18 protein-coding genes are annotated in these 19,639 nt (G+C 73.0%); 9 read left to right on the top strand and 9 right to left on the bottom strand.

The features are described from left to right. The first annotated feature begins 92 nt into the window (after positions 1-92). The 3 genes from ACIRVF_RS32255 (at position 93) to ACIRVF_RS32245 (ending at position 5,355) form a co-directional block, all read left to right on the top strand. Positions 93-2,747 carry a SpoIIE family protein phosphatase gene (locus ACIRVF_RS32255; RefSeq protein WP_402825740.1) on the top strand — a complete coding sequence of 885 codons (2,655 nt, stop codon included), beginning with the start codon at positions 93-95 and terminating at the stop codon, positions 2,745-2,747. 321 nt (positions 2,748-3,068) lie between these two features. After that, positions 3,069-4,478: a uracil-xanthine permease family protein gene (locus ACIRVF_RS32250; RefSeq protein WP_402825737.1), complete on the top strand. Its 1,410-nt coding sequence runs from the start codon at positions 3,069-3,071 to the stop codon at positions 4,476-4,478. Positions 4,479-4,623: 145 nt separating this feature from the next. Next, positions 4,624-5,355: a heparin lyase I family protein gene (locus tag ACIRVF_RS32245; protein ID WP_402825735.1), complete on the top strand. Its 732-nt coding sequence runs from the start codon at positions 4,624-4,626 to the stop codon at positions 5,353-5,355. Between the two features lie 65 nt (positions 5,356-5,420). Here ACIRVF_RS32245 and ACIRVF_RS32240 read toward each other — a convergent pair whose 3' ends face one another. Genes ACIRVF_RS32240 through ACIRVF_RS32225 form a run of 4 tightly spaced genes read right to left on the bottom strand, consistent with a single transcriptional unit; the run spans position 5,421 to position 6,881 of the window. Beyond that, positions 5,421-5,627 carry a DUF397 domain-containing protein gene (locus ACIRVF_RS32240; protein WP_402825732.1) on the bottom strand — a complete coding sequence of 69 codons (207 nt, stop codon included), beginning with the start codon at positions 5,625-5,627 and terminating at the stop codon, positions 5,421-5,423. Between the two features lie 13 nt (positions 5,628-5,640). After that, positions 5,641-5,853 (bottom strand): DUF397 domain-containing protein, encoded by a 213-nt coding sequence (locus ACIRVF_RS32235; protein ID WP_402825730.1) that lies wholly within the window; start codon positions 5,851-5,853, stop codon positions 5,641-5,643. 10 nt (positions 5,854-5,863) lie between these two features. Further along, the gene (locus ACIRVF_RS32230; protein WP_402825727.1) at positions 5,864-6,061 is read right to left on the bottom strand and encodes a DUF397 domain-containing protein; all 198 of its coding nucleotides are present in this window, start codon (positions 6,059-6,061) and stop codon (positions 5,864-5,866) included. Continuing rightward, positions 6,054-6,881, bottom strand: a complete 828-nt coding sequence (locus ACIRVF_RS32225; protein ID WP_402825724.1) for a helix-turn-helix domain-containing protein — start codon at positions 6,879-6,881, stop codon at positions 6,054-6,056. The genes ACIRVF_RS32230 and ACIRVF_RS32225 overlap by 8 nt, the downstream gene beginning before the upstream one ends. A 144-nt stretch (positions 6,882-7,025) precedes the next feature. On the opposite strand from ACIRVF_RS32225, the gene ACIRVF_RS32220 reads away from it, so the two are divergent. The 4 genes from ACIRVF_RS32220 (at position 7,026) to ACIRVF_RS32205 (ending at position 10,478) form a co-directional block, all read left to right on the top strand. Next, complete coding sequence (locus ACIRVF_RS32220; protein ID WP_402825721.1) at positions 7,026-7,271, top strand: hypothetical protein; 246 nt, start codon at positions 7,026-7,028, stop codon at positions 7,269-7,271. Positions 7,272-7,325: 54 nt separating this feature from the next. Continuing rightward, the gene (locus tag ACIRVF_RS32215) at positions 7,326-7,814 is read left to right on the top strand and encodes an NUDIX domain-containing protein (protein WP_402825718.1); all 489 of its coding nucleotides are present in this window, start codon (positions 7,326-7,328) and stop codon (positions 7,812-7,814) included. 205 nt (positions 7,815-8,019) lie between these two features. Beyond that, positions 8,020-8,433, top strand: a complete 414-nt coding sequence (locus ACIRVF_RS32210; protein WP_402825715.1) for a DUF2690 domain-containing protein — start codon at positions 8,020-8,022, stop codon at positions 8,431-8,433. A 647-nt stretch (positions 8,434-9,080) separates the two neighbouring features. Further along, positions 9,081-10,478: an MFS transporter gene (locus ACIRVF_RS32205; protein WP_402825712.1), complete on the top strand. Its 1,398-nt coding sequence runs from the start codon at positions 9,081-9,083 to the stop codon at positions 10,476-10,478. A 67-nt stretch (positions 10,479-10,545) separates the two neighbouring features. Here ACIRVF_RS32205 and ACIRVF_RS32200 read toward each other — a convergent pair whose 3' ends face one another. Beyond that, positions 10,546-10,737: a hypothetical protein gene (locus tag ACIRVF_RS32200; RefSeq protein WP_402825709.1), complete on the bottom strand. Its 192-nt coding sequence runs from the start codon at positions 10,735-10,737 to the stop codon at positions 10,546-10,548. A gap of 80 nt (positions 10,738-10,817) precedes the next feature. On the opposite strand from ACIRVF_RS32200, the gene ACIRVF_RS32195 reads away from it, so the two are divergent. Beyond that, positions 10,818-13,571, top strand: a complete 2,754-nt coding sequence (locus ACIRVF_RS32195; protein WP_402825706.1) for an ATP-binding protein — start codon at positions 10,818-10,820, stop codon at positions 13,569-13,571. A 12-nt stretch (positions 13,572-13,583) separates the two neighbouring features. Here the strand turns inward: ACIRVF_RS32195 and ACIRVF_RS32190 are convergent, their stop codons facing one another. Continuing rightward, on the bottom strand, positions 13,584-14,018 hold the full coding sequence (locus ACIRVF_RS32190; RefSeq protein WP_402825703.1) for a DoxX family protein: 435 nt from the start codon (positions 14,016-14,018) through the stop codon (positions 13,584-13,586). A gap of 351 nt (positions 14,019-14,369) precedes the next feature. Between ACIRVF_RS32190 and ACIRVF_RS32185 the strand changes: the two genes are divergently transcribed. Further along, positions 14,370-15,473 (top strand): NADH:flavin oxidoreductase/NADH oxidase, encoded by a 1,104-nt coding sequence (locus ACIRVF_RS32185; protein ID WP_402825701.1) that lies wholly within the window; start codon positions 14,370-14,372, stop codon positions 15,471-15,473. Between the two features lie 148 nt (positions 15,474-15,621). Here ACIRVF_RS32185 and ACIRVF_RS32180 read toward each other — a convergent pair whose 3' ends face one another. The 3 genes from ACIRVF_RS32180 to ACIRVF_RS32170 all read right to left on the bottom strand — a co-directional run bounded on the left by ACIRVF_RS32180 (position 15,622) and on the right by ACIRVF_RS32170 (position 19,494). Then, positions 15,622-17,826, bottom strand: a complete 2,205-nt coding sequence (locus tag ACIRVF_RS32180; RefSeq protein WP_402825699.1) for a hypothetical protein — start codon at positions 17,824-17,826, stop codon at positions 15,622-15,624. 2 nt (positions 17,827-17,828) lie between these two features. Next, positions 17,829-18,140 carry a hypothetical protein gene (locus ACIRVF_RS32175; protein WP_402825696.1) on the bottom strand — a complete coding sequence of 104 codons (312 nt, stop codon included), beginning with the start codon at positions 18,138-18,140 and terminating at the stop codon, positions 17,829-17,831. A gap of 307 nt (positions 18,141-18,447) precedes the next feature. After that, positions 18,448-19,494, bottom strand: coding sequence for a hypothetical protein (locus ACIRVF_RS32170; RefSeq protein ID WP_402825694.1), 1,047 nt, complete (start codon positions 19,492-19,494; stop codon positions 18,448-18,450). Positions 19,495-19,639: the final 145 nt, after the last annotated feature.

Below are 19,639 nucleotides of genomic sequence, written 5' to 3'. Positions count from 1 at the left end.
ACAGCCCTGCCGGCCCCGGCACCCGGCACCCCTGCCGGGGGCCGGGGCCGTCCGCCCCTTTTGGCCCCGGGGTTTCTGGGCAGTGGCCCCGTATGGGCATCCCCAGTCCGCCCGGGGCGCCGTCGCGGCGGCTGCCCACGACGCCGGAGAGCGCTGCGCTGGCCCGCCGGTTCGTGCGGTCGGTGCTGGACGGTGTCGCGCCCGAGGTGGCCGACACCGCCGAGCTGCTGACCTGCGAGCTGGCGACCAACGCGGTCCTGCACGCACGCGGCGACTTCGAGGTACGCGCCTGGGCCGGGGAGGACCGGATCCAGGTGCAGGTCAGCGACCGCTGTCCGGAACGCGGCCTGGTCCCCCACGACCACCACCCCTTCGCCTCCACCGGCCGGGGCCTGGCCCTGGTGGAGGAACTGGCGCCCAGCCACGGCGTCCACAGCGGCGCCGACCGCAAGACCGTCTGGTTCGAGCTGTGGCCCGGCCCGACCGCGCCCCCCACCTCCGCCTGGGAGACCGTCGCCCCCTGCGGCCCGACCGTGAACGTGGCCCTGATCGACGTGCCCTACGCCCTGTACTGGGCCGCCCAGCAGCACTGGGAGGGGCTGCTGCGCGAGCTCTACCTGACCCGCGGCGTCGAGGCGCTCACCGGCCTACGGCCACAGGACCTCACCACCGCCCGGGAGGCCGGCAACGTGGTCTGCGGGTGCATGACGGCCTCGGTGCAGCAGGAGACCCCCGACAGCTCCACGCTCTCCCTCCTGGTGGCCTTCCCCGCGGACGCCGCCGAGGCCGTGGCCACCCTGCGCCGGGTCCTGGACGAGGCCGAGTCGGCGGCCCAGGAGGGCACCCTGCTCGCCCTCCCGGCCCTCCCCCAGATCCGGACCTTCCGCCACTGGCTGCTCGACCAGATCACCGACCAGCTGGCCGGCACCGAGCCGACCGCCTGGACGCTGGTCCCCGGCGCCCCGGACCACACCCCCACCGAACTGGCCCCCTGGGACGCCGGCGAGGTGGAGGCCGCCGCCGTACCGACCGTCGCCGCCGACGACCTCAACCGGATCATCGCGGTGAGCAACTCCGCGGCCGAACTGCTCGGCTGGTCCGCCCAGGAACTCATCGGACAGCGACTGACCGCACTGATCCCCGAGCACCTGCGCGACCGCCACGTGGCCGCGTTCAGCTCCCTGCTGCTCACCGGGCAGCCCCGCATCCTGGGCCGCTCCGTACCCGTCCCGGCGCTGCACCGGGACGGCCGGCTGATCCCCGTGCGCCTGGAGATCCAGACCCAGGAGGCGGTCGACGGACGCACCGTGTTCGTCGCCCACATCCTCATGCGCACGGCCCCGCCCGACCCGCCGGACGCCCCGCCGGAGGACCTGACGGGCGACCTGGCGGACGACACGTACCCGACGCGGCCCGAGCCGGGCCCGGTGCGCCTGCCCACGACCACGACCAAGTCGCGCAGGGCCAGCGTCGACCGGGCCGCGCTGCAGCGGCTGTCACTGCTGGCCGACACCGCCCGGGCGCTGTCCAGCACCCTGGACCTGGAGGAGCGGCTGCGCCGGGCGTGCCAGGTGCTGCTGAACCAGCAACTGGCCGACTGGTGCGCGGTGGACCTCCTGGACGAGCAGGGCCGGCTGGAGCGGATCTGCATCGTCCACCGCGACCCCCTGGCCCCGATCCCCCGCGCCCTCCTAGGCCGACTACCCCCGCTGTCCGAGGACACCCTCGGCGCCCTGTCACGCGTGCTGCGCGGGGCCGGCCCGCTGCGGCTCACCGACATCCCCCCGCCCGAGGAGGCCCACGGCCCGCTGGAGGACCGGCAGGCCCAGCTGTTCGACGAACTGGGGGCGGACAGCGCGGTCCTGGCCCCGCTGCGGGGCCGCCGGGAGGTCATCGGCGCCCTCACCCTGGCCCGCACCCGCCGCGAGCACCCGTTCGCCAAGGACGACGTCCTCCTGATCGCGGAGCTGGTGCGCGGCATCTCCCTGGGGGTGGACAACGCCCGGCTGCACCGGCACGCCCAGCAGACCGCCGAGCGCCTCCAGCGCGCCCTGCTGCCCGAGCTGCCCCGCGTCGAGCACCTGGACCTGACCGCCCGCTACGTCCCCTCCAGCACCACCGCCGAGGTCGGCGGGGACTGGTACGACGCCTTCGTCCTGCCCAGCGGCGAGACCGTGCTGGTCATCGGCGACGTGGCCGGCCACGACCTGCGCGCCGCCGTCGCCATGAGCACCCTGCGCAACATGCTGCGCGGCATCGCCGTCGACCGCGGCGAGCCGCCCGGCGAGGTGCTGCGCCAGCTGGACCGGGCGAACCACACCCTGAACCCCCACTCCACCGCGACCTGCGTCTACGCCCTGGCCACGGGCGGCGGCGCCGACGGCTCCTGGGAACTGCACCACTCCTCGGCCGGACACCTGCCCCCGCTGCTCACCACCTGGGACGGCGGGACCCGCTACCTGGACGGCGGGGCCGGACTGCTGATCGGCATGGACCCCGACCTGCCCCGCGCGACGGCCCACGACCGCCTGCCGCCCCGCTCCACGCTGCTGCTGTACACCGACGGCCTCATCGAACGCCGCGGGCAGTCCCTCGACGACGCCATGGCCCGGCTGCGCCGGCATACCGCCGCCCTGGCCCGCGCGCCCCTGGACGTCTTCTGCGACGAACTGGTCATCGGCCTCGGCGCCGAGAGCGACGACGACATCGCCCTGCTCGCCCTGCGCCCCGCCCCGCCCGCCGCCTGAGGGGCGGACGGCGGCGGGCGGGACGGCCGTGAAGCGACGGGCGTCGGACCGGGACTCCCGCGAAGGAGACGACGGCGCTTCGCGCCCACGGGCCAGGGCCGTATTCCCTCCCAGCTGAAACCGGGCGGGGGCGGGCCGCCTGGCTGGGCGACCTCAAGGCCGCCGCCGAGCACCACGGCTGACCGGCCGTCACACCTCCCCCGGCTCCGCTTTCCCGCGCGAGTGCGCAGGTCAGGAGCGGGGCCAGGTGTGCGCGGGGGGCCGGACGAGCACGAGAATGGTGCGGACAGTCCCCCGAAAGCTGACCGAAGGAACCCCCACATGGATCTCGGCGTGCGCTGGAAGCTGCACGGTGACGGGCGTACGCCCGCGCCGGGAGCGGTCGTCCGCCCCGACGAACGGCTCTCCTGGCCCCGCACGGCAGGGCTCGGCGCCCAGCACGTGGTCGCCATGTTCGGCGCGAGCTTCGTGGCCCCGGTGCTGATGGGGCTGGACCCCAACCTGGCGATCATGATGTCCGGCGTCTCGACCGTGATCTTCCTGCTGGCCACCCGCGGCAAGGTGCCCAGCTACCTCGGCTGCTCGCTGTCCTTCGTCGGCGTCGCCGCGGTGATCCGGGCCCAGGGCGGCACCAGCGCGACGGTCACCGGCGCGGTGCTCGTGGTCGGCGTGGTGCTGTTCCTGGTGGGCCTGGCGGTCCAGTACTTCGGTGCGCGGATCATCCACGCGACGATGCCGCCGATCGTCACCGGCGCCGTGGTCATGCTGATCGGCTTCAACCTGGCCCCGGTGACCGCCTCCACGTACTGGCCGCAGGACCAGTGGACGGCCCTGCTGGTGATGCTGTTCACCGGCCTCGCGGTGGTGTGCCTGCGCGGCTTCTGGTCACGGGTGGCGATCTTCCTGGGACTGGTCTTCGGCTACGGGATCTCCTTCGTGTTCGACCGCGTCTTCGGCAAGATCCACTCGGTGGACGGCGGCGGGCACATGACCGACCACTGGCGCCTGGACCTCTCGGGCGTGGGCAGGGCCGACTGGATCGGCCTGCCCTCCTTCCACGGCCCCTCCTTCCAGTGGTCGGCCGTCCTGGTCGCGCTGCCCGTGGTGATCGCCCTGGTCGCCGAGAACGCCGGACACGTCAAGGCCGTCGGCGAGATGACGGGCGACAACCTGGACGACAAGCTCGGCACCGCGATCTCGGCGGACGGCGTCGGCTCCGTGCTCTCCACCGCCCTCGGCGGCCCGCCCAACACCACGTACTCCGAGAACATCGGCGTCATGGCCGCCACCCGGGTCTACTCCACGGCGGCGTACTGGGCGGCGGCCGGCTTCGCGCTGCTGTTCGGCATCTGCCCGAAGTTCGGCGCCGTCGTCGCCGCGATCCCCGGCGGGGTGCTCGGCGGCATCACCGTCATCCTGTACGGCATGATCGGCCTGCTCGGCGCGCAGATCTGGATCAAGTCCGAGGTGGACCTGCGCAACCCGCTCAACCTGGTGCCGGCCGCGGCGGGCATCATCATCGGCATCGGCAACGTGACGCTGAAGTTCACCGACACCTTCAGTCTCAGCGGCATCGCGCTCGGCACCCTGGTCGTCATCACCGGCTACCACGCCCTGCGGGCTCTGGCCCCGGCGCACCTCAAGACCCAGGAACCGCTGCTGGACGAGGGAACCTCGTCCTACGACGAGCCGTCCGGGGGCTCGGGCGAGGGAGAACGGCGCTTGCCGTAGGCGCGGTTCAGGACCGGCGGAAGTGAGCGGAACATGACCGGAAGCTACTTCCGCCGGTCGTTCCGCCTGGTCGGACGGGCCGTCGGGTGGTCGAATCGCAGGCAGCGACTCGACCACCCGATTCCCCCGTCACCCCGGGAGAGGCATGTCCCTTCTGCCCCAGCACCGCAAGCTCGCCATCGGGGCCCTGGCCCTGGCCACCTTCGCGATCTCCTGCAGCCCGGCCGCGGCCAGTAGCTCCGCTGCGACCGGCAAGGTCCTGTGGACCCCGAGCACCGCCAAGGGACCGTCGTCCTTCCTCGGCGTCCAGTGCGCGGCCCCGAGCAGCTTCGGCGTCGTCAAGGACCCAGTCAAGGGGAGCGTGTGGAAGGCGTTCCAGGCCGCGAACCAGGAACGCTGCGAGACGGTCGGCCCAGACCTGAAGGAGGGCGACACGTTCTACCTGGGCTGGTCGTCCAAGGTGGAGATCGGCGACGACCAGAGCCGGTACGTCTTCCAGCTCAAGTGCTCGCCCAGCGAGGGCACAGCGAACCACCCGATCGAGATCGACATCACCAACGGGCGGGTGCGGCTACAGGAGTGGGACACCGACCACGTGGCGCACCCGCTGTGGACGGCGCCGGTGAAGAACGGCGAGTGGCACGCGTACGCGCTCAAGATCCACCTGGGGCGCAGCGACGGGACGATCGACTTCTGGTTCGACGGCAGGAAGCAGACGTTCAGCGGTGGTGCGGGGACGTTCAAGGGGACCACGTGGGACGGTGACCGCAACTACCTCAAGTGGGGCTCCTACCATCCGAACCCGGGCGACGCCACGAACACCTTCACCAGCCCGGTGATGGCGACCACGCTGGAGACGGCCACCGCCGGCTCGTAGCGGCGGAAGAATACGACGACGGCGACAGGCCCGGACCGCAGCGAATGCGGTCCGGGCCTGTGGCTTCAGAGGTCGCCGAACTCCCCGCTGCGAACAGCAGCGACAAACGACTGCCAGGCCTCCGACGAAAAGACCAAGGTGGGGCCCTGGGGGTCCTTGGAGTCACGGACCCTGCCCGGGTGCGCGTCATCCACCTCGATGCAGCCGCCCTGTCCGTTGCTGCGAGTGCTCTTGCGCCACAGGGCGTCGGACAGGTCTACACGATCGGCCATAACGTTCCTCCCATCAAACGTCGCCGAACTCCCCGCTGCGGACGGCGGCGACGAAGGACTTCCAAGCCTCCGACGGAAAGATCAGCGCCGGGCCCTGAGGGTCCTTGGAGTCACGGACAGGCACCACGCCGGGGAAGGTTGGTGCCACCTCCACGCAGTCGCCCCCGTTGTTGCTGAAGCCGGACTTTCGCCATCTGGCGTTGGTCAGGTCCGCTGCTGGGATCATGACACTCCTGTCAGACATCGCCGAACTCGCCGCTGCGGACAGCGGCGACAAACGATTTCCAAGCCTCCGACGGGAAGACCAGGGCCGGTCCCTGGGGGTCCTTGGAGTCACGGACCCTGCCCGGGTGCGCGTCATCCACCTCGATGCAGCCGCCACCGCCATTGCTATAGGTGCTCTTGCGCCACTTGGCGCCCGTGGGGTCATGCATGGTCCAGTTCCTTCCGTGCCTCCCGGATCATGGCCAAAGTATCCGGCTGGCTGAGCGCGTTGACCTGGAGTCGATCGTATCTATCGACCCATCGGGTCACCGTCTCGGCATCTTGTTCCAGGTATCCCCGCTGAAGCGTCTCCGTGTAGCCGACCAATGCCCGATTCGGAAGGGTCAAAAGCGTGACGGGGTGGGACAGGGGTCGGTCCTCGGCGAGGCAGTACGGGGCAACCTGGATGATCACGTTCGGGCGGTGGCTCAGACTCTCCAGGTGGGAGAGCTGCATGGCCATGACCTCCCGGCCGCCGATCGGCCGACGCAGGGCTCCCTCGTCCAGAACAGCATGGATCATTGTGCCCCGGTCTAGCATCAGTTGGCGTTGGGCCAGCAAGCCGAGTCTCCCGTCAGCCTGCTCCCGAGTCGCTTCCCCACGGCGGACGATACCGGCTTCGTAAGCTGCGCTGTAGCTCGGGTGTTGGAGTATGCCCGACACCATGTCCGTGTCGAACAGTCTGGCTGTGATCGCTTCACGTTCCCGGCGAAGGTACTCGGAGAACCCAGGCAGAAGAGCGCCGTTCTTCCAACTCCACCACAGCCCCGTCAGGGCGCCACCTGCGTCGACGGCGGCGTCGACGCGTTCTACGAACTTTAAAGAGGGAGCTTGTTTGGCTCGCTCCACGTTCGAGATGTAGACGTTGGAGTACCCGACTCGCTGGCCAAGTTCGATCTGCGTCAGCCCCTTTGCCTGGCGTGCCCTGCTGATTTGAACTGCCAGTGCCTCAAGTGGCGATGACGTTGGATCAAGCGTGCGACGGACCAAGATCGTCCTCTTTAAAATCCATCGGACTAGAGATTTGAAACTCTTCCGATCCTAGAGGAGGCTGAGCCATCCTGGTAGCGATTCGGTCACTGACCGAAGTCATCGACCAGGACGGCAATGCGTACATCGCTCACGGAGACCCTCATGTCTGACGCGCAGAACCCCCCTCATCCCTTCCAACTCCACGAAGTCGTGCGGGACTTCAGCTATCTGGAGAACGGGAGACCGCGCGAAGGGGTCTTCGTCGAGGCGCTGCTCGGGAAGGTGGTACTCCGGCCCCTGGGGGCCACCGGGCCCGAGTGGCGGGTCGCCCCTGCCTTCCTCCAGTCCCTCAATCCCCGGGAGACCGCGCCGGGCACCTGCGGGAAGCCGCGTCGTCGGCCGCTGTAACCAGCCCCCTACGAGCACCTCACATCTGGAGCAGAGTTGAGCAGGTCCCGCCTCATGAGCCGTCCTCCCGCCCGCCGTTCGGGCCAGCAGGTCTTCGTCCTCCTCGAAAACCCCGACCGGGTGGACGACTTCTCCGTCCTCCTCGTCGATCCCGTCTACCGCGAGGGCCTGACCCTGCCCGGCGGCAGCGCCGAGCAGGACGAGCTCCCCCACCTCGCGGCCCGCCGCCACCTCGAAACGGAGACCGGGCTCGTCCTGGGCCTGCGCACCGTCCTGACCATCGACTACGTGCCCGCCGCCGAGTTCCCCGAGGGCGTCAACTTCGTCTACGCGGGGGGGATGCTCACGCCCGCGCAGGCCGACACCGTCCGCCGCCACCAGCCGCCGGCCGACATCCGCGGCCTGCACTGGGTGCCCCGGTCCAAGCTGCGCGAGGTCATGGCCGAGGACCAGTACCGGCGCGTAGACGACGCCTGGGACGCCTGGGAGCACGGCGCCGGCCTCCCGCTCCTCGTCCAGGGCGTCCCGGTCCCGGTGGGCTGACCAGCGCGGCACCAAAAGGATTGACCGACGCGGCGAACCGGATGAGCGTGATGCTGCACGGCCAGGGCGGTTCGTCCGGCTCGGCGCCGATTCCCGGGACGGGTCGGGACGTCCCCGGGGACGGCGGGACGGTGGAGGGACGGTGCGGCTGACCCCGAGAGTGATGGCGTTCATCCCTCACTCCCTTACCGGTCCGGAGGACCCCGTGCGTTCCCTCACCCGCAAGGCCGCCACGATCGGCGCCACCCTGGCCCTGGCCATGTCCGGAGCGGTGCTCGCCGCCGCCCCGGCCTCCGCCGCCACCAGCTGCTACGCCAGCAGCTGCACCGGGCTGGACCCGGCCAACACCACCTGCGCCAACGACGCCGTCACCGTCTCCACCGCCGGCCCCGTGGAGCTGCGTTACAGCCCGTCCTGCCGCGCCGCCTGGGCGCGGGACAGGAACGCCGTCCCCGGCGAGGACGTGTCGGTCCGAAACCACCAGGGCGACTACTGGGACTACTCCACCGTCACGTACTCGGGCGGCAACATCTGGTCCGCGATGGTCAACGACAAGGACATCCAGTCGCAGGCCGGCTCCAGCGGCACCAACGGTCACTTCCAGACCGGCTGGTACTGATCGACCGCACCGCGGCCCCCGTCGAGCGATGCGCCCGAGGGGGGCCGCGCCGTGCCCGGACCGGCCTGGCGCACCACGACCGGTCCGGCGAACAGCAAGACCCCTGGCCGACGATCACCAGCCGGATCCTCGGCTCGTCGTCGACGGCCAGGGTGAGCAACCCCAGCCCCCACCCCAGCCCGGGTGCTGATCCTGCTGACCCCGGGCTCCACCGTCCATCTGGAGGCGGCCCTGGACTCGGGCCTGGGGAGGTTGCGCGAGGCGCGGCCGGTGCCCTGAGCCGGGCGCCGTTGGTCTGGACCAGGGGTCGAAACTGTGGCGCTCGCCACGCCCGCGGGCGCCCGTCGTGAGAAGGCTCACCTGCGGCGGTGCGGGCGGCCGGCGAGCGGCGATGATGCCCATGAGGCCTGGGCGACCCTTGGTTCGGCATGGCCGAAGGCCTTGTCCGTTTCGGGACCAAGGTCATTGATCCGGTTGACCTTGGACCTGGTGGTGGCCCCCGCGATCCCGGGCAACCGTGGACGGTCGCCCGGTGTGATCGGGCGAAGGCGCCGTCCAGCGTGGGCGGCGCCGTTCCCTGCCGTCTACCCGGCGCACGGCGTGTGTGAAGAGCGCGCGGCCGTACGCTCCGGAGGACCCCGAAACCCATGTCCCAGACCATCGACAACGCCCCGTATACCGCCTTCCACCGCCGGCTGGCGCTCGCCTGTTCCGGTGGGCCGCTGCTCGACGGCTACATCCTGAGCATCGTCGGCGTCGCCCTGATCGGGATGCGCCCCGACCTGGGCCTGTCCACCGCGCAGGTCAGCCTGATCGGCGCCGCCGCCCTGGTGGGCATGTTCGTCGGCGGCGCCCTGTTCGGCGTGCTGACCGACAAGATCGGCCGGGAGGTGATGTACACCGCCGACCTGCTGGTGATGGTCGCCTGCTCGGTGCTCTCCTTCTGGGTGGACGACGTGTGGGCGATCGCCGTGCTGCGCTTCGTGCTCGGCATGGCCGTGGCCGCCGACTACCCGATCGCCACCTCCCTGCTCGCCGAGTGGCTGCCCGCCAAGCACCGCGGGCGGCTGCTCGGCCAGCAGATCGTCGCCTGGTACGCCGGCTCGGTGCTCGCCTACGTGGTGGGCTACCTGTTCCTGGAGCTGGCCGGACCGGGCAGCTGGCGGTGGATGCTGGCCAGTTCCACGGTGCTGTGCGTGGTGTTCCTGGTGATCCGGCGCGGCTCGCCGGAGTCGCCGCGCTGGCTGGCCGCCAACGGCCGGGTGGGCGACGCGGTGCGCGTGGTGGAGAAGCACCTCGGGGTGCGGGTGGACGGCCGCGAGCTGATGCCGGATCCGGCCGAACGCGCCCGGCGCAGCAGCGGACTGCGGCTGCTGATGACGCCGCCGTACCGGCGCCGCACGCTGTTCTGCGGCCTGTTCTTCCTGTGCCAGGTCGGCCCGCTGTTCGCGATGCTGACCTTCGGTCCGCAGATCCTGTCCTCCTTCGGCATGCCCGGCGGCACCGTGATGGAGACCCTGGGGACCGGGCTGATCAGCCTGGTCTTCCTGCTGGGCTGCTACCCGGCGCTGCGCCTGATCGACACCAGGGGCCGGCGCCCCGTCATCGTCTGGTCCTTCGCGCTGATGACCGTTCCGCTGGCGCTGCTGGGGGTGTGGCCCTCCGCGCCGGCGGCCGTGGCGCTGACCGCGCTGTGCGCGTACGCGTTCCTGTGCGGCGGGCCGAACGTGCTCGACTGGACCTATCCCAACGAGCTGTTCCCGACCGAGATCCGGGCCACCGCCGTGGGGGTCGCCACCTCGGTGAGCCGGATCGGCGCGGCGGTGGGCACCTATCTGCTGCCGCTGTCGCTGACCGGGCTGGGCACCGGGCCGACCATGCTGATCGCCGCGGGGACGACGGCGCTGGGGCTGCTGGTGTGCGTGCTGTGGGCGGAGGAGACCCGGGGCACGGCGCTGGGCGCGGCCCCGGCCGCCGCCCGTACGGGTGCGGCGAAGGCGCCGGCCGTCCCGGCGCAGCGTGTGCCGCAGACGGCGCGCGGCTGACGGCCGGAGGGTGAAGGCGGCGGCGCCGTCCGGGATGCTTCCCGGGCGGCGCCGTCGTCGTCGTTGTTCAGCGGTGGTCGTGGTGCGTGTCGTCGACGCCGTTCAGGCGGTCCGGGGCGGCCCGGAGGACCCAGCGGTCGAGGTACGCCGCGTAGAGGGAGTGGGGCGGGAGGGGGCGGGTCAGCGGTCGGCCCGGCCGGGGCCGCCGGGGCGCGTCGGCGTGTCCGTGCCCGGCGGCGGGCGGCGGGCGGCTTGTCAAGTCCGCACCGCGGCCGGCCGATCGGCAGTAACCTCGGCTGTCTGCAACAACGGCCCTGGTAGGGGGAATTGGAGGCGGCGGTGGCCGAGGGGAAGGGCGGGGGCGGCGACGGGGACGGGCGGGGCGACGGGCCGCTGCACGAGCGCGAGGCCGAGCTGCGGTCGGCGGCCCAGGCGATCGGGGCGCTGGTCCGGCCGGCCGGCACCGGGGTCGGGGAGCTGCTGATCTACACCGGAGCGGCCGGGCTGGGCAAGACCGCGATGCTGACCGAGGTGCGCCGGGCGGCGAGGCACGCGGGCTGCACGGTGCTGTTCGCCCGGGGCGGCCAGCGGCAGTGCCACGAACCGTTCCACGTGGTGCGCCAGCTGGTGCGGCCGGTGCTGTCGGCCCTGTCCGACGACGAGCGGGCGCGGGTCTTCGGGCCGTGGGAGGACGTCGTCGGCCCCGCAGCGGGCCTGCGGCCGCCCGGTGGGCAGCTCGACCCGCAAGGGGTGCGCGACGGGCTGGACTTCGTCGTGACCCGCCTGGTGCAGCTGCGTTCGCCGCTGGCCGTGCTGGTCGACGACCTGCACTGGGCCGACCCGGAGTCGCTCGGCTGGCTGGCCGGCTTCGCGGTCCGGGCCCGGGAGCTGCCGGCTCTGCTGGTGCTCGCCTGCCGCGACGAGTTCCCCGACGACGCGCTGGCGGTGCAACGCGGCCTCGCCGACCGGGCCGACCGCCGGCACGAACTGCGCCCGCTCCAGCCCGCCTCGGTCGCGCACCTGGTCCGCGCGGCCCTGGGCGCGCAGGCCGAGGACGCCTTCTGCCGCCACGTGTGGGCCATCACCGCCGGGAACCCGTACGAGACCGCCGCCCTGCTGCGCGAGGTGGCCGACCAGCAGCTCGACCCGGTGGAGGAGAGCACCGGGCTGCTGCGCGAGATCGCCGCCACCGCCCGCGGGATGACGCTGCGCCACTGGCTGGACCGGCTCGGACCCACCGCGCTGCGCTTCGCCTGGGCGGCGTCCGTCCTGGACACCGACATCCGCCCCGACCTCGCCGCCGCCATCTGCGCCCAGGGGCCCGAGACCGCCGCCGAGTCCGTCCGGGAGCTGCGCCGGCACCGGGTGCTGACCGGCACACCGGCGGGCCGGCTGGAGTTCGTCCACCCGCTGATCGCCACCTCGGTCTACCAGTCGATGACGCCGGCCGCCCGGACCGGGATGCACGGGGTCGCCGCCGTCGAGGTCGAGAACGCCGGCCTCGGCCTGCCGGCGGCCTCCCGGCACATGCTGGAGATCCTGCCCGAAGGGGACGGCTTCATCGTCGACAAGCTGCGCCGGGCGGCCCGCGAGCACCTGGCCATCGGCGCGCCCGAGGCCGCGCAGCGCTGCCTGCGCCGCGCCCTCAGCGAGCCGCCCGCCGACGAGGACCGCGCCTCGGTGCTCTACGAGCTCGGCTGCTCGGCCCTGCTCACCGACCCGGCGACCACGGTCAACCAGCTGCGCCTGGCGCTCGCCGACCCGTACGGGCTGGACCCCGGGCTGCGGGTGGACGCGACCTTCCGCCTCGCCCAGGCCCTCGCCCACAGCAACCGGCTCGGCGAGGCCGCCGCGCTGTGCGCCGAGGAGGCCGCGCGTACCCCGCCCGGGCCGGGGCGGATGCGCCTGGAGGTCGCCCACTTCATGTTCGCCGCGTTCCAGTCCGAGGACGCGGACGGCCCCGGCCGTTCCCGGCGCCTCACGCAGTTCCACCGGACGCTGGACACGGTCGGCATGGCCTTCACCGACGCCGGCGCGGACGCGGCGGCCCCGGGCGGGGCCGTGTTCGAGCAGGACGGTCTGGTCCACGCGGTGGCCGTGCTGCGCTGCTGGGACCTCACGCTGCGCGGCGTCGACCGCGCGCGGGCGCTCGCGCTGGCCGACTCCGCGCTGCCGCAGGGCCGGCTGCCGCGCAGCCTCGCCTGGACCAACACCACCTGGGGCTTCGAGCTGCCCGGGATCCTGGGCATCAGCTACCTGTACGCCGACCGCGTCGACCGGGCGGAGGAGCTGTTCACCGAGGCGGTGCGCGCCTACGAGGTCGCCGGGTGGAGCGGCGGCCACCTGGGCTTCGCCTACCTGCTGACCGGCATGCTGCGGTTCCGCTGCGGCGCCCTGGTGGAGGCCGAGGACTACCTGCGCCGGGCGCTGCGCACGGCCGGGCGGATCGGCCCGGGCACCCCGCTGCACTGGGACGCGGTGGGGGCGCTGGCCGAGACCCTGGCGGCGCGCGGCCGCCTGGCGCAGGCGCTGGAGCTCGCGCGCGAGCACGCCTTCGGTCCGCCGTACCCGAGCGTGATGGTGCTGCCCGACGCCCCCACCCTGTACGGGCGCCTGCTGCTGGCGGCGGGTGACGCGACGGGCGCGGCCGAGGTGCTGACGGCCGCCGGCGCGGCCCTGGACGCGCGCGGGTGGCGCAACACGGTGTGGGCGCCGTGGCTGGGGCACCTGGCGCGGGCGGTGGCCCCGTCCGAGCCGCAGCGGGCCCGCGAGCTGGCCGGGGAGGCGGTGCGCCGGGCCCGGCAGTCGGGCACGGACTCGGCCGTCGGCAGCGCGCTGCGGCTGTGCGCGGCGGTGCACGAGGGGCCGCGCGCGGCCGAGCTGCTGGCGCAGGCGGTGCGGCACCTGGAGCGCTCGCCGGCCCGCTACGAGCACGCGATGGCACTGGTCGACCTCGGCGGGGCGCCGGGCCCGGCTCCGCAGGCCCGTGCCGCGCTCGTCCGGGGGCTGGAGCTGGCTGTCGAGTGCGGCGCCGACGGCCTGGCGGACCGCGCCCGCGGCCTCCTGGAGGCGGGGGCCGGGGCGGGCGGCTGAGGCCGAGGGCGGTCAGACGGACAGGGCCGCTCTGCCGGGCACGCGGCGCAGCACCCGGCCCAGGGTCAGGCCGCCGGGCCCGAGCGCGGCGATCAGCAGGAAGGCCCAGCAGAACATCACCGCGGGTTCGCCGCCGTTCTGGATGGGCCACAGGCCGTGCTCCTGGTGCACGGTGAAGTAGGCGTAGGCCATCGACCCGGAGCACAGGAGCGCGGCCGGGCGCACGGCCAGGCCCACGAGGACCAGGGCGCCGCCGGCCAGCTGGACAAGGGCCGCCCACCAGCCGGGCCACTGCCCGAACTCGGGTGCCTTGCCGTGGGTACCGCCCAGGACGCCGAAGATGGTGGCCGCGCCGTGGCAGGCGAACAGCAGGGAGACGACGATCCGGAACAGCCCCAGGGCCAGGGGGCGGGTGCGTCCGGCGAGGGGCGGGGGGTCGACGGTCATCGGGAGCTCCTCGGTCAGGTGGGGGTGGGGGCGTGCGCGCCGGCGCTGTGCGGGGTCCTCTGCGGCCGCGGTTGACGCGGCGGCGCCAATTCTGACCCCGCGTCACATCGGGCGGCAGGAGTGGGGAGCTCTGAGGTTCCTCTGAGTTCCGCGGCGGCCGCCGACGGCGGGGCCGCCCACCGCGCCGGGCCGTCCAGCGCACGGGGCCGCCGGCTGGTGGGCCCGCCCGGAAATATGCAGCTCTTGCAACTTCATGAGTGCACAACTATTGTCGGAGCGCGTAGATTTTCTTCGCAACGAGCTGCGCCCGCCCGCGCCGACGGGCGCCGCGGACCGAGCCGGGAGCCCGACATGAGCACCACTCTCTTCACCCCGTACACCCTGCGGGACGTGACCGCCCCCAACCGGGTCTGGATGCCGCCGATGTGCCAGTACAGCGCCGCCCCGGCCGGGGACGCGGCCGGGGTGCCCACGGACTGGCACTACACCCACCTCGCGGCGCGGGCCGCGGGCGGCACCGGGCTGATCATCGTGGAGGCCACCGCGGTCAGCCCCGAGGGGCGCATCAGCCCGTACGACCTCGGGCTGTGGAACGACACCCAGCTGGAGGCGTTCCGCCGGATCACCTCCTTCCTCAAGGAGCAGGGCACCGTCCCGGCGATCCAGCTCGGCCACGCCGGGCGCAAGGCCTCCACCGAGCGGCCGTGGGTCGAGCGCGGGCGCGCCCTGGCCCCCGGGGAGGAGCACGGCTGGGTGCCGGTCGCCCCCAGCGCCGTGGCCTTCTCCCCCGCCCACACCACGCCCGACGAGCTGACCGTCGATCAGATCCGCGAACTGGTAGGCAAGTTCGCCGACGCCGCCCGGCGCGCGCTGGAGGCCGGCTTCCAGGCCGTCGAACTCCACGGCGCGCACGGCTACCTGATCCACCAGTTCCTCTCCCCGCAGAGCAACCACCGCACCGACGCCTACGGCGGCTCCTTCGAGGGGCGCATCCGCTTCGCCCTGGAGGTCGTCGACGCGGTGCGCGCGGTGTGGCCCGAGGAACTGCCGCTGTTCTTCCGCGTCTCGGCCACCGACTGGCTCACCGAGAACCCCGAGGACGGCCGCGAGGGCTGGACCTGCGAGGACACCGTGCGCCTGGCCAAGGAGCTCCAGGCGCACGGCGTGGACCTGCTGGACGTCTCCACCGGCGGCCTGGTGCCCGACGCCCGGATCGAGGCCGCGCCCGGCTTCCAGGTGCCCTTCGCCGAGGCGGTGCGCAACGGGGCCGGGCTGCCGGTGGCGGCCGTCGGCCTGATCACCGACCCCGCCCAGGCCCAGGACATCCTGGCCGCCGGCCGGGCCGACGCCGTCCTGATCGGCCGCGAGCTGCTGCGCAACCCCTTCTGGGCCCGCCACGCGGCCGGCGCGCTGGGCGGCGAGGTCCACTCCCCCGTCCAGTACCACCGCGCCTGAGCACGGCCGACGGCCCCCGAGCGCGCACGAGGGGCGCCGCAGGACGGCTGTCCTGCGGCGCCCCTCCACCTTTTCACTCCCACCCGGTCAACGGCCGTACGGGCCGCGCGGGTTCACGGCCCTGGGGGCCTGATCCGCCGGCGGCGGGTCAGGAGTTGCCGCGGCCCAGGAAGTGGCCGGCGGTGGTGGCGCTGGTGGAGCGGCGGTCGTGCGAGGCGTCCTCGACGACGTGGATCATGCTGCTGTCCGGGTCCATGCCGCGGTCCTTGGCCCAGCCGCTGACCAGGTGGGTCATCTCGTTGTTGGCGTCCAGGTAGGTGTCGGAGATCTTGGCGTTGGCGATGCTGTTGTTGTGGTCCTTCATCTGGTTGTCCCACTCCCAGGCCCAGGTGTCGACCAGGCGCTGGGCGCTGTCGCCCACCCACGGGATGGGGGTCAGCGGCGCGCCGACGACGTGGTAGGCGACCTTGGCCTTCCAGTCGGCCTGGAGGTTGGCGTCGTCGCGCTGGCCCATCGCGACGTCGGCGCGGATCGCGTCGTAGACGCCCAGGCTCGCGGCGCCCTTGTTCATGACGTCCTGGATGTCGTTCTGCGAGGGGTTGGGCCCCATCGAGGAGAGCTCCTGGGCGATCTTGGCGCTCTCGGCCTGGTGCAGCGTGGCGTAGGCGTCGGGATTGTCGGACAGCCCCCGCATCACGCGCACCAGGCTGTCCTCGCCGACGCCCATGTGGACGTTGCCGCTCGCGTCGGTCCACACCGTGCTGCCGTGGTCCGCGTACTGGGAGTTGCGGCCGTTGAAGATCTCGTGGGTGTCGTTGGTGTAGTCCGCCAGGGCGTTGGCCAGCGGCTGGCGCAGGTTGGCGTTGATCTTGTTGCCGCCCTGGCCCTCGTCCAGGGTGGTGACGGTGTCGTGCATGATCCGGGCCTGGGCCTCGGTGTGGTGGCCGCTGTGCGGGGCGCCGGCCGGCTGGCCGGTGGTGGCGGCCTCCAGGGCCGCGCCCAGACCGCTCTGCGACAGCGGGTCGGGCACCTTGACCACGCCGGCGTACGCGTTGGCGATCCAGCCGTCGGGCCACTTGCGGTCCTTGAGCAGGTAGTGCAGGTGCTGGTTGCCGCCGCCGGACTTCGGGTCCAGGTAGGCGGTGGCGGCGTCGGGCTCGCGGCCCATGACGGCCAGCACGTTGTCCAGCGGGTCCGCGCCCAGCGCCCCGCCGTCGTGGCTGGCCTTGTAGCTCCACGCGTCGGGGTGCTTCTTCTCCGTCTCGGTGATGTCGTCGGCGAGGTCGCCCAGCATCGGGGCGGAGTACTTGGCGTCCCCCTTGGTCATCAGGGTGGTGAGGATCTGGTAGCCGTACACCGGATCGGTGTTGGAGCCGTAGTTCTTGTAGCCGACGTCCTTCACGCCCTGGCGCCAGCGGCGGTAGAAGTCGGTGTTGGTGTCCTGGGTGGCGGAGGCCAGGGCGTGGGTGAGGCCGCCCTGCAGGTCGGTGTAGGCGGCCTTCTTGTCGCCGCCGGGGCTGCTCAGCTGCTGGGACAGCTTGATCATCCCGTCCGGGCCGAGCCGGTCGAGCAGGCCCTGGGAGAAGCCGGGGCGGTCGGCCTTGTCCTTCATCAGGTCCTGCAGCTCGGTCAGCTGCTGCGGGGTGAGGTCGTCCAGGTGGGTGGCCAGGTCGGCGGCGCGCTGGGCGTCCCCGGCGTCGCCGCCGCCCATCGCCTTGCCGTTGAAGGTGGTGTCCAGCGGGTTGCCGGCCTTGGAGGCGCCGCGCAGCGCGGCGGCGATGCGCTGGTCGGCGCGGGTGGCGGCCTGGACGCCGGCCGCGATCGCCTTGGTCCACTTGTCGGCCGCGTCCTGGTAGGACTGGCGGGCCTCGGGGTCGTGGTGCAGCGCCTGGCGGGTCGCGGGGTCGAGCGTGCTCTCGTCGAACACGGCGGTACCGGTGCCGGTGACCTTGAAGCCGTCCTTGACCGCGCCGTCCGCGGCGTCGCGGGTCTGCTTCTGGGCGGCGGCGAAGTCGGTGTGCGCCTCGTCGAGCAGCGAGGCCATCGCGTTGGCCTCGGTCTGGGCGTCGACGATCTGCCCCTTGGTGGCCAGCAGCGCCGTGTTGGCCAGGTTCGCCGTGCTGCCGGTCCACCACGGGCCCCCGGCCAGGGCGTTGCCGGTGCCCAGCCCCCCGGTCCCGCCCGTGAACAGGCCGCCACCGCCGATCCCGGTACCGGTGCCGCTCCCGCCCAGGACGTCCCGCTCCATGGTGGTCTGCATGGTGTGGAAGCGCGTGGCCATCGCGCGCCACTGGGTGGCGGCGGCGCTCAGCGCGTCGGTGTTGGCGTTGAGTACGTCTTCGTATCCGAGCATCGTTACGGCACCTGGAGGGACTGGGCGATGGACTGGTTGGTGGCGCGGTAGTTGGCGCCGGTGCTCTGCATCGCGGCGGCGTTGGCGTTCAGCCGGCCGGTCAGCGCCTGGACCTGCTGGTGCCACTCGTCCAGCGAGTCCTTCAACGCCCCGGCGCTGTCCCAGCCCTTGAGACCGGCGACGGCCGTCCCGGTCGCCTCGTCGGCGACCTGGCCCGCGCCCGGACAGTCGTGGGCCAGATTGGTCAGCGTGGCGTGCGCCTTGTCCAGCGCGCCGTGGTCGACCCCGAATCCGCCTGGTGCTGGTGTGCTCATCCGTTCATCCCCCATGTGTGGTGACCCGATGGTGTGGTCACCGGGCGCCGATGATCGTAGATCCACCAGGGCTGGATTGGGCACGGAATTGATCAGGGATTCGTCACCGTTTCGTCACCGCCCGGCGACGCGGCCGCCGTTCCAGGAGGCGGGGACCGTTCCGGGGGGCGGGGACCGTTCGATGGGGGCGGGAGCCGTTCGAGGGGCGGGGGCCGTTCGAGGGGCGGGGGCCGTTCGAGGGGCGGGGGCCGCGCAGGGCCCCGCACCCCCGGGAAAGGGGGGTGCGGGGCCCTGGCGCCGGGTGCGGTCAGGCCAGCAGGTCGCTCTGGAGGGTGACGACCTGGCGGAACGCCGTGGCCGGCACCCCGCGGGGGTTGGTCATCGTGATCACGGCCACCACGTCGGAGGCCGACACGTACGCCACCCGCGTGGTCGGCACGCCCTTGCCCGCGGTCTCCTGGGAGTCCTTGCGGGTCACCTCGATGCCCGCGACGGTGTCCCAGCCGTCGCCCGAAGCCATCTTCGCGTCAGGGGCGGCCTTGAGCTGCAGGTCCGTACGCCCGCGGAAGTAGGTCTCCCGGGCCTCGTTCGGGGAGCCGAAACGCAGCAGCCGGATCCGGGTCATGGTGCCGTCGGAGGCCGTCCACTCCCGGACGGTGGCCGCACGGCACACGTTCTGCAGCAGCAGGCCGTGCAGCCTGGCCGGGTTCTGCAGATCGGATCCCATCGCCTCACAGCCCACCCAGTTGGCCGGGGCCGTCCCCCCGGCGGCGGCGGAGGCGGACGGCACGGCGGAGGACGGGCTCGCCGAGGGGGTGTCCGAGGGCGCGGCCGTCGCCGAGGCGGTGGCCGAGGCGGTGGGCGCGGTGAGCGCCGGGAAGACCGGCGGGTTCACCGAGCCGCCGGCCTCCTTGGGGGCGGGCAGCAGCAGGTAGCGCAGGTCCGCCTGGTGCAGGCCCTTGCTCTCGTCCTTCAGGTCCGGCGCGGCCTTGCCCGAGGGCAGCGGAGGCAGCGTCAGGGGCGGGAAGGTGTAACGGCCGTCGTTGGCGGTGGCCAGACCGGGGAGGTCGGTGCGCTCGGGCGCGGTGACGGCCAGCGCGGTGCCGGTGCCCGCGAGCGCGAACACCAGGACGGCGCAGCTCCAGCGCACCGCGGCCTTGCGGCGGCGCGTGCGGCGGGCGGCCGACTCCTCCGGGCTCTCGGACGGCGCGGGGGTCTGAAAGGCGTCGGGCTGCGGGTCGTCGATCGTGATGGCGGCCCAGGGGCCGGCGTCGGGCCCCGGGGTCACAGGGGTGACGGGGGCCTGGTCGTCCGGCTCCGGTGCGGGCTGCGGCGCGGTGGCGTGGTCGGTCATCCGGACTCCTTCGTGGATGCCCCTGGCTTCAGCCCGGGGAGGAAGCGAAGCTCCCGCGGAGCGGGGCAGGAACGGCCTCTTCGCCGCCAAGGCGGTACGGCGTCGCGGCAATTGATCTCCAGTAGGTGGCCGCCAGGGCGAGTGT

Source organism: Kitasatospora sp. NPDC101157 (assembly GCF_044768255.1).
In the GTDB taxonomy this organism is placed as follows: domain Bacteria; phylum Actinomycetota; class Actinomycetes; order Streptomycetales; family Streptomycetaceae; genus Kitasatospora.
This window is presented reverse-complemented; position numbering and strand designations above follow the sequence as displayed.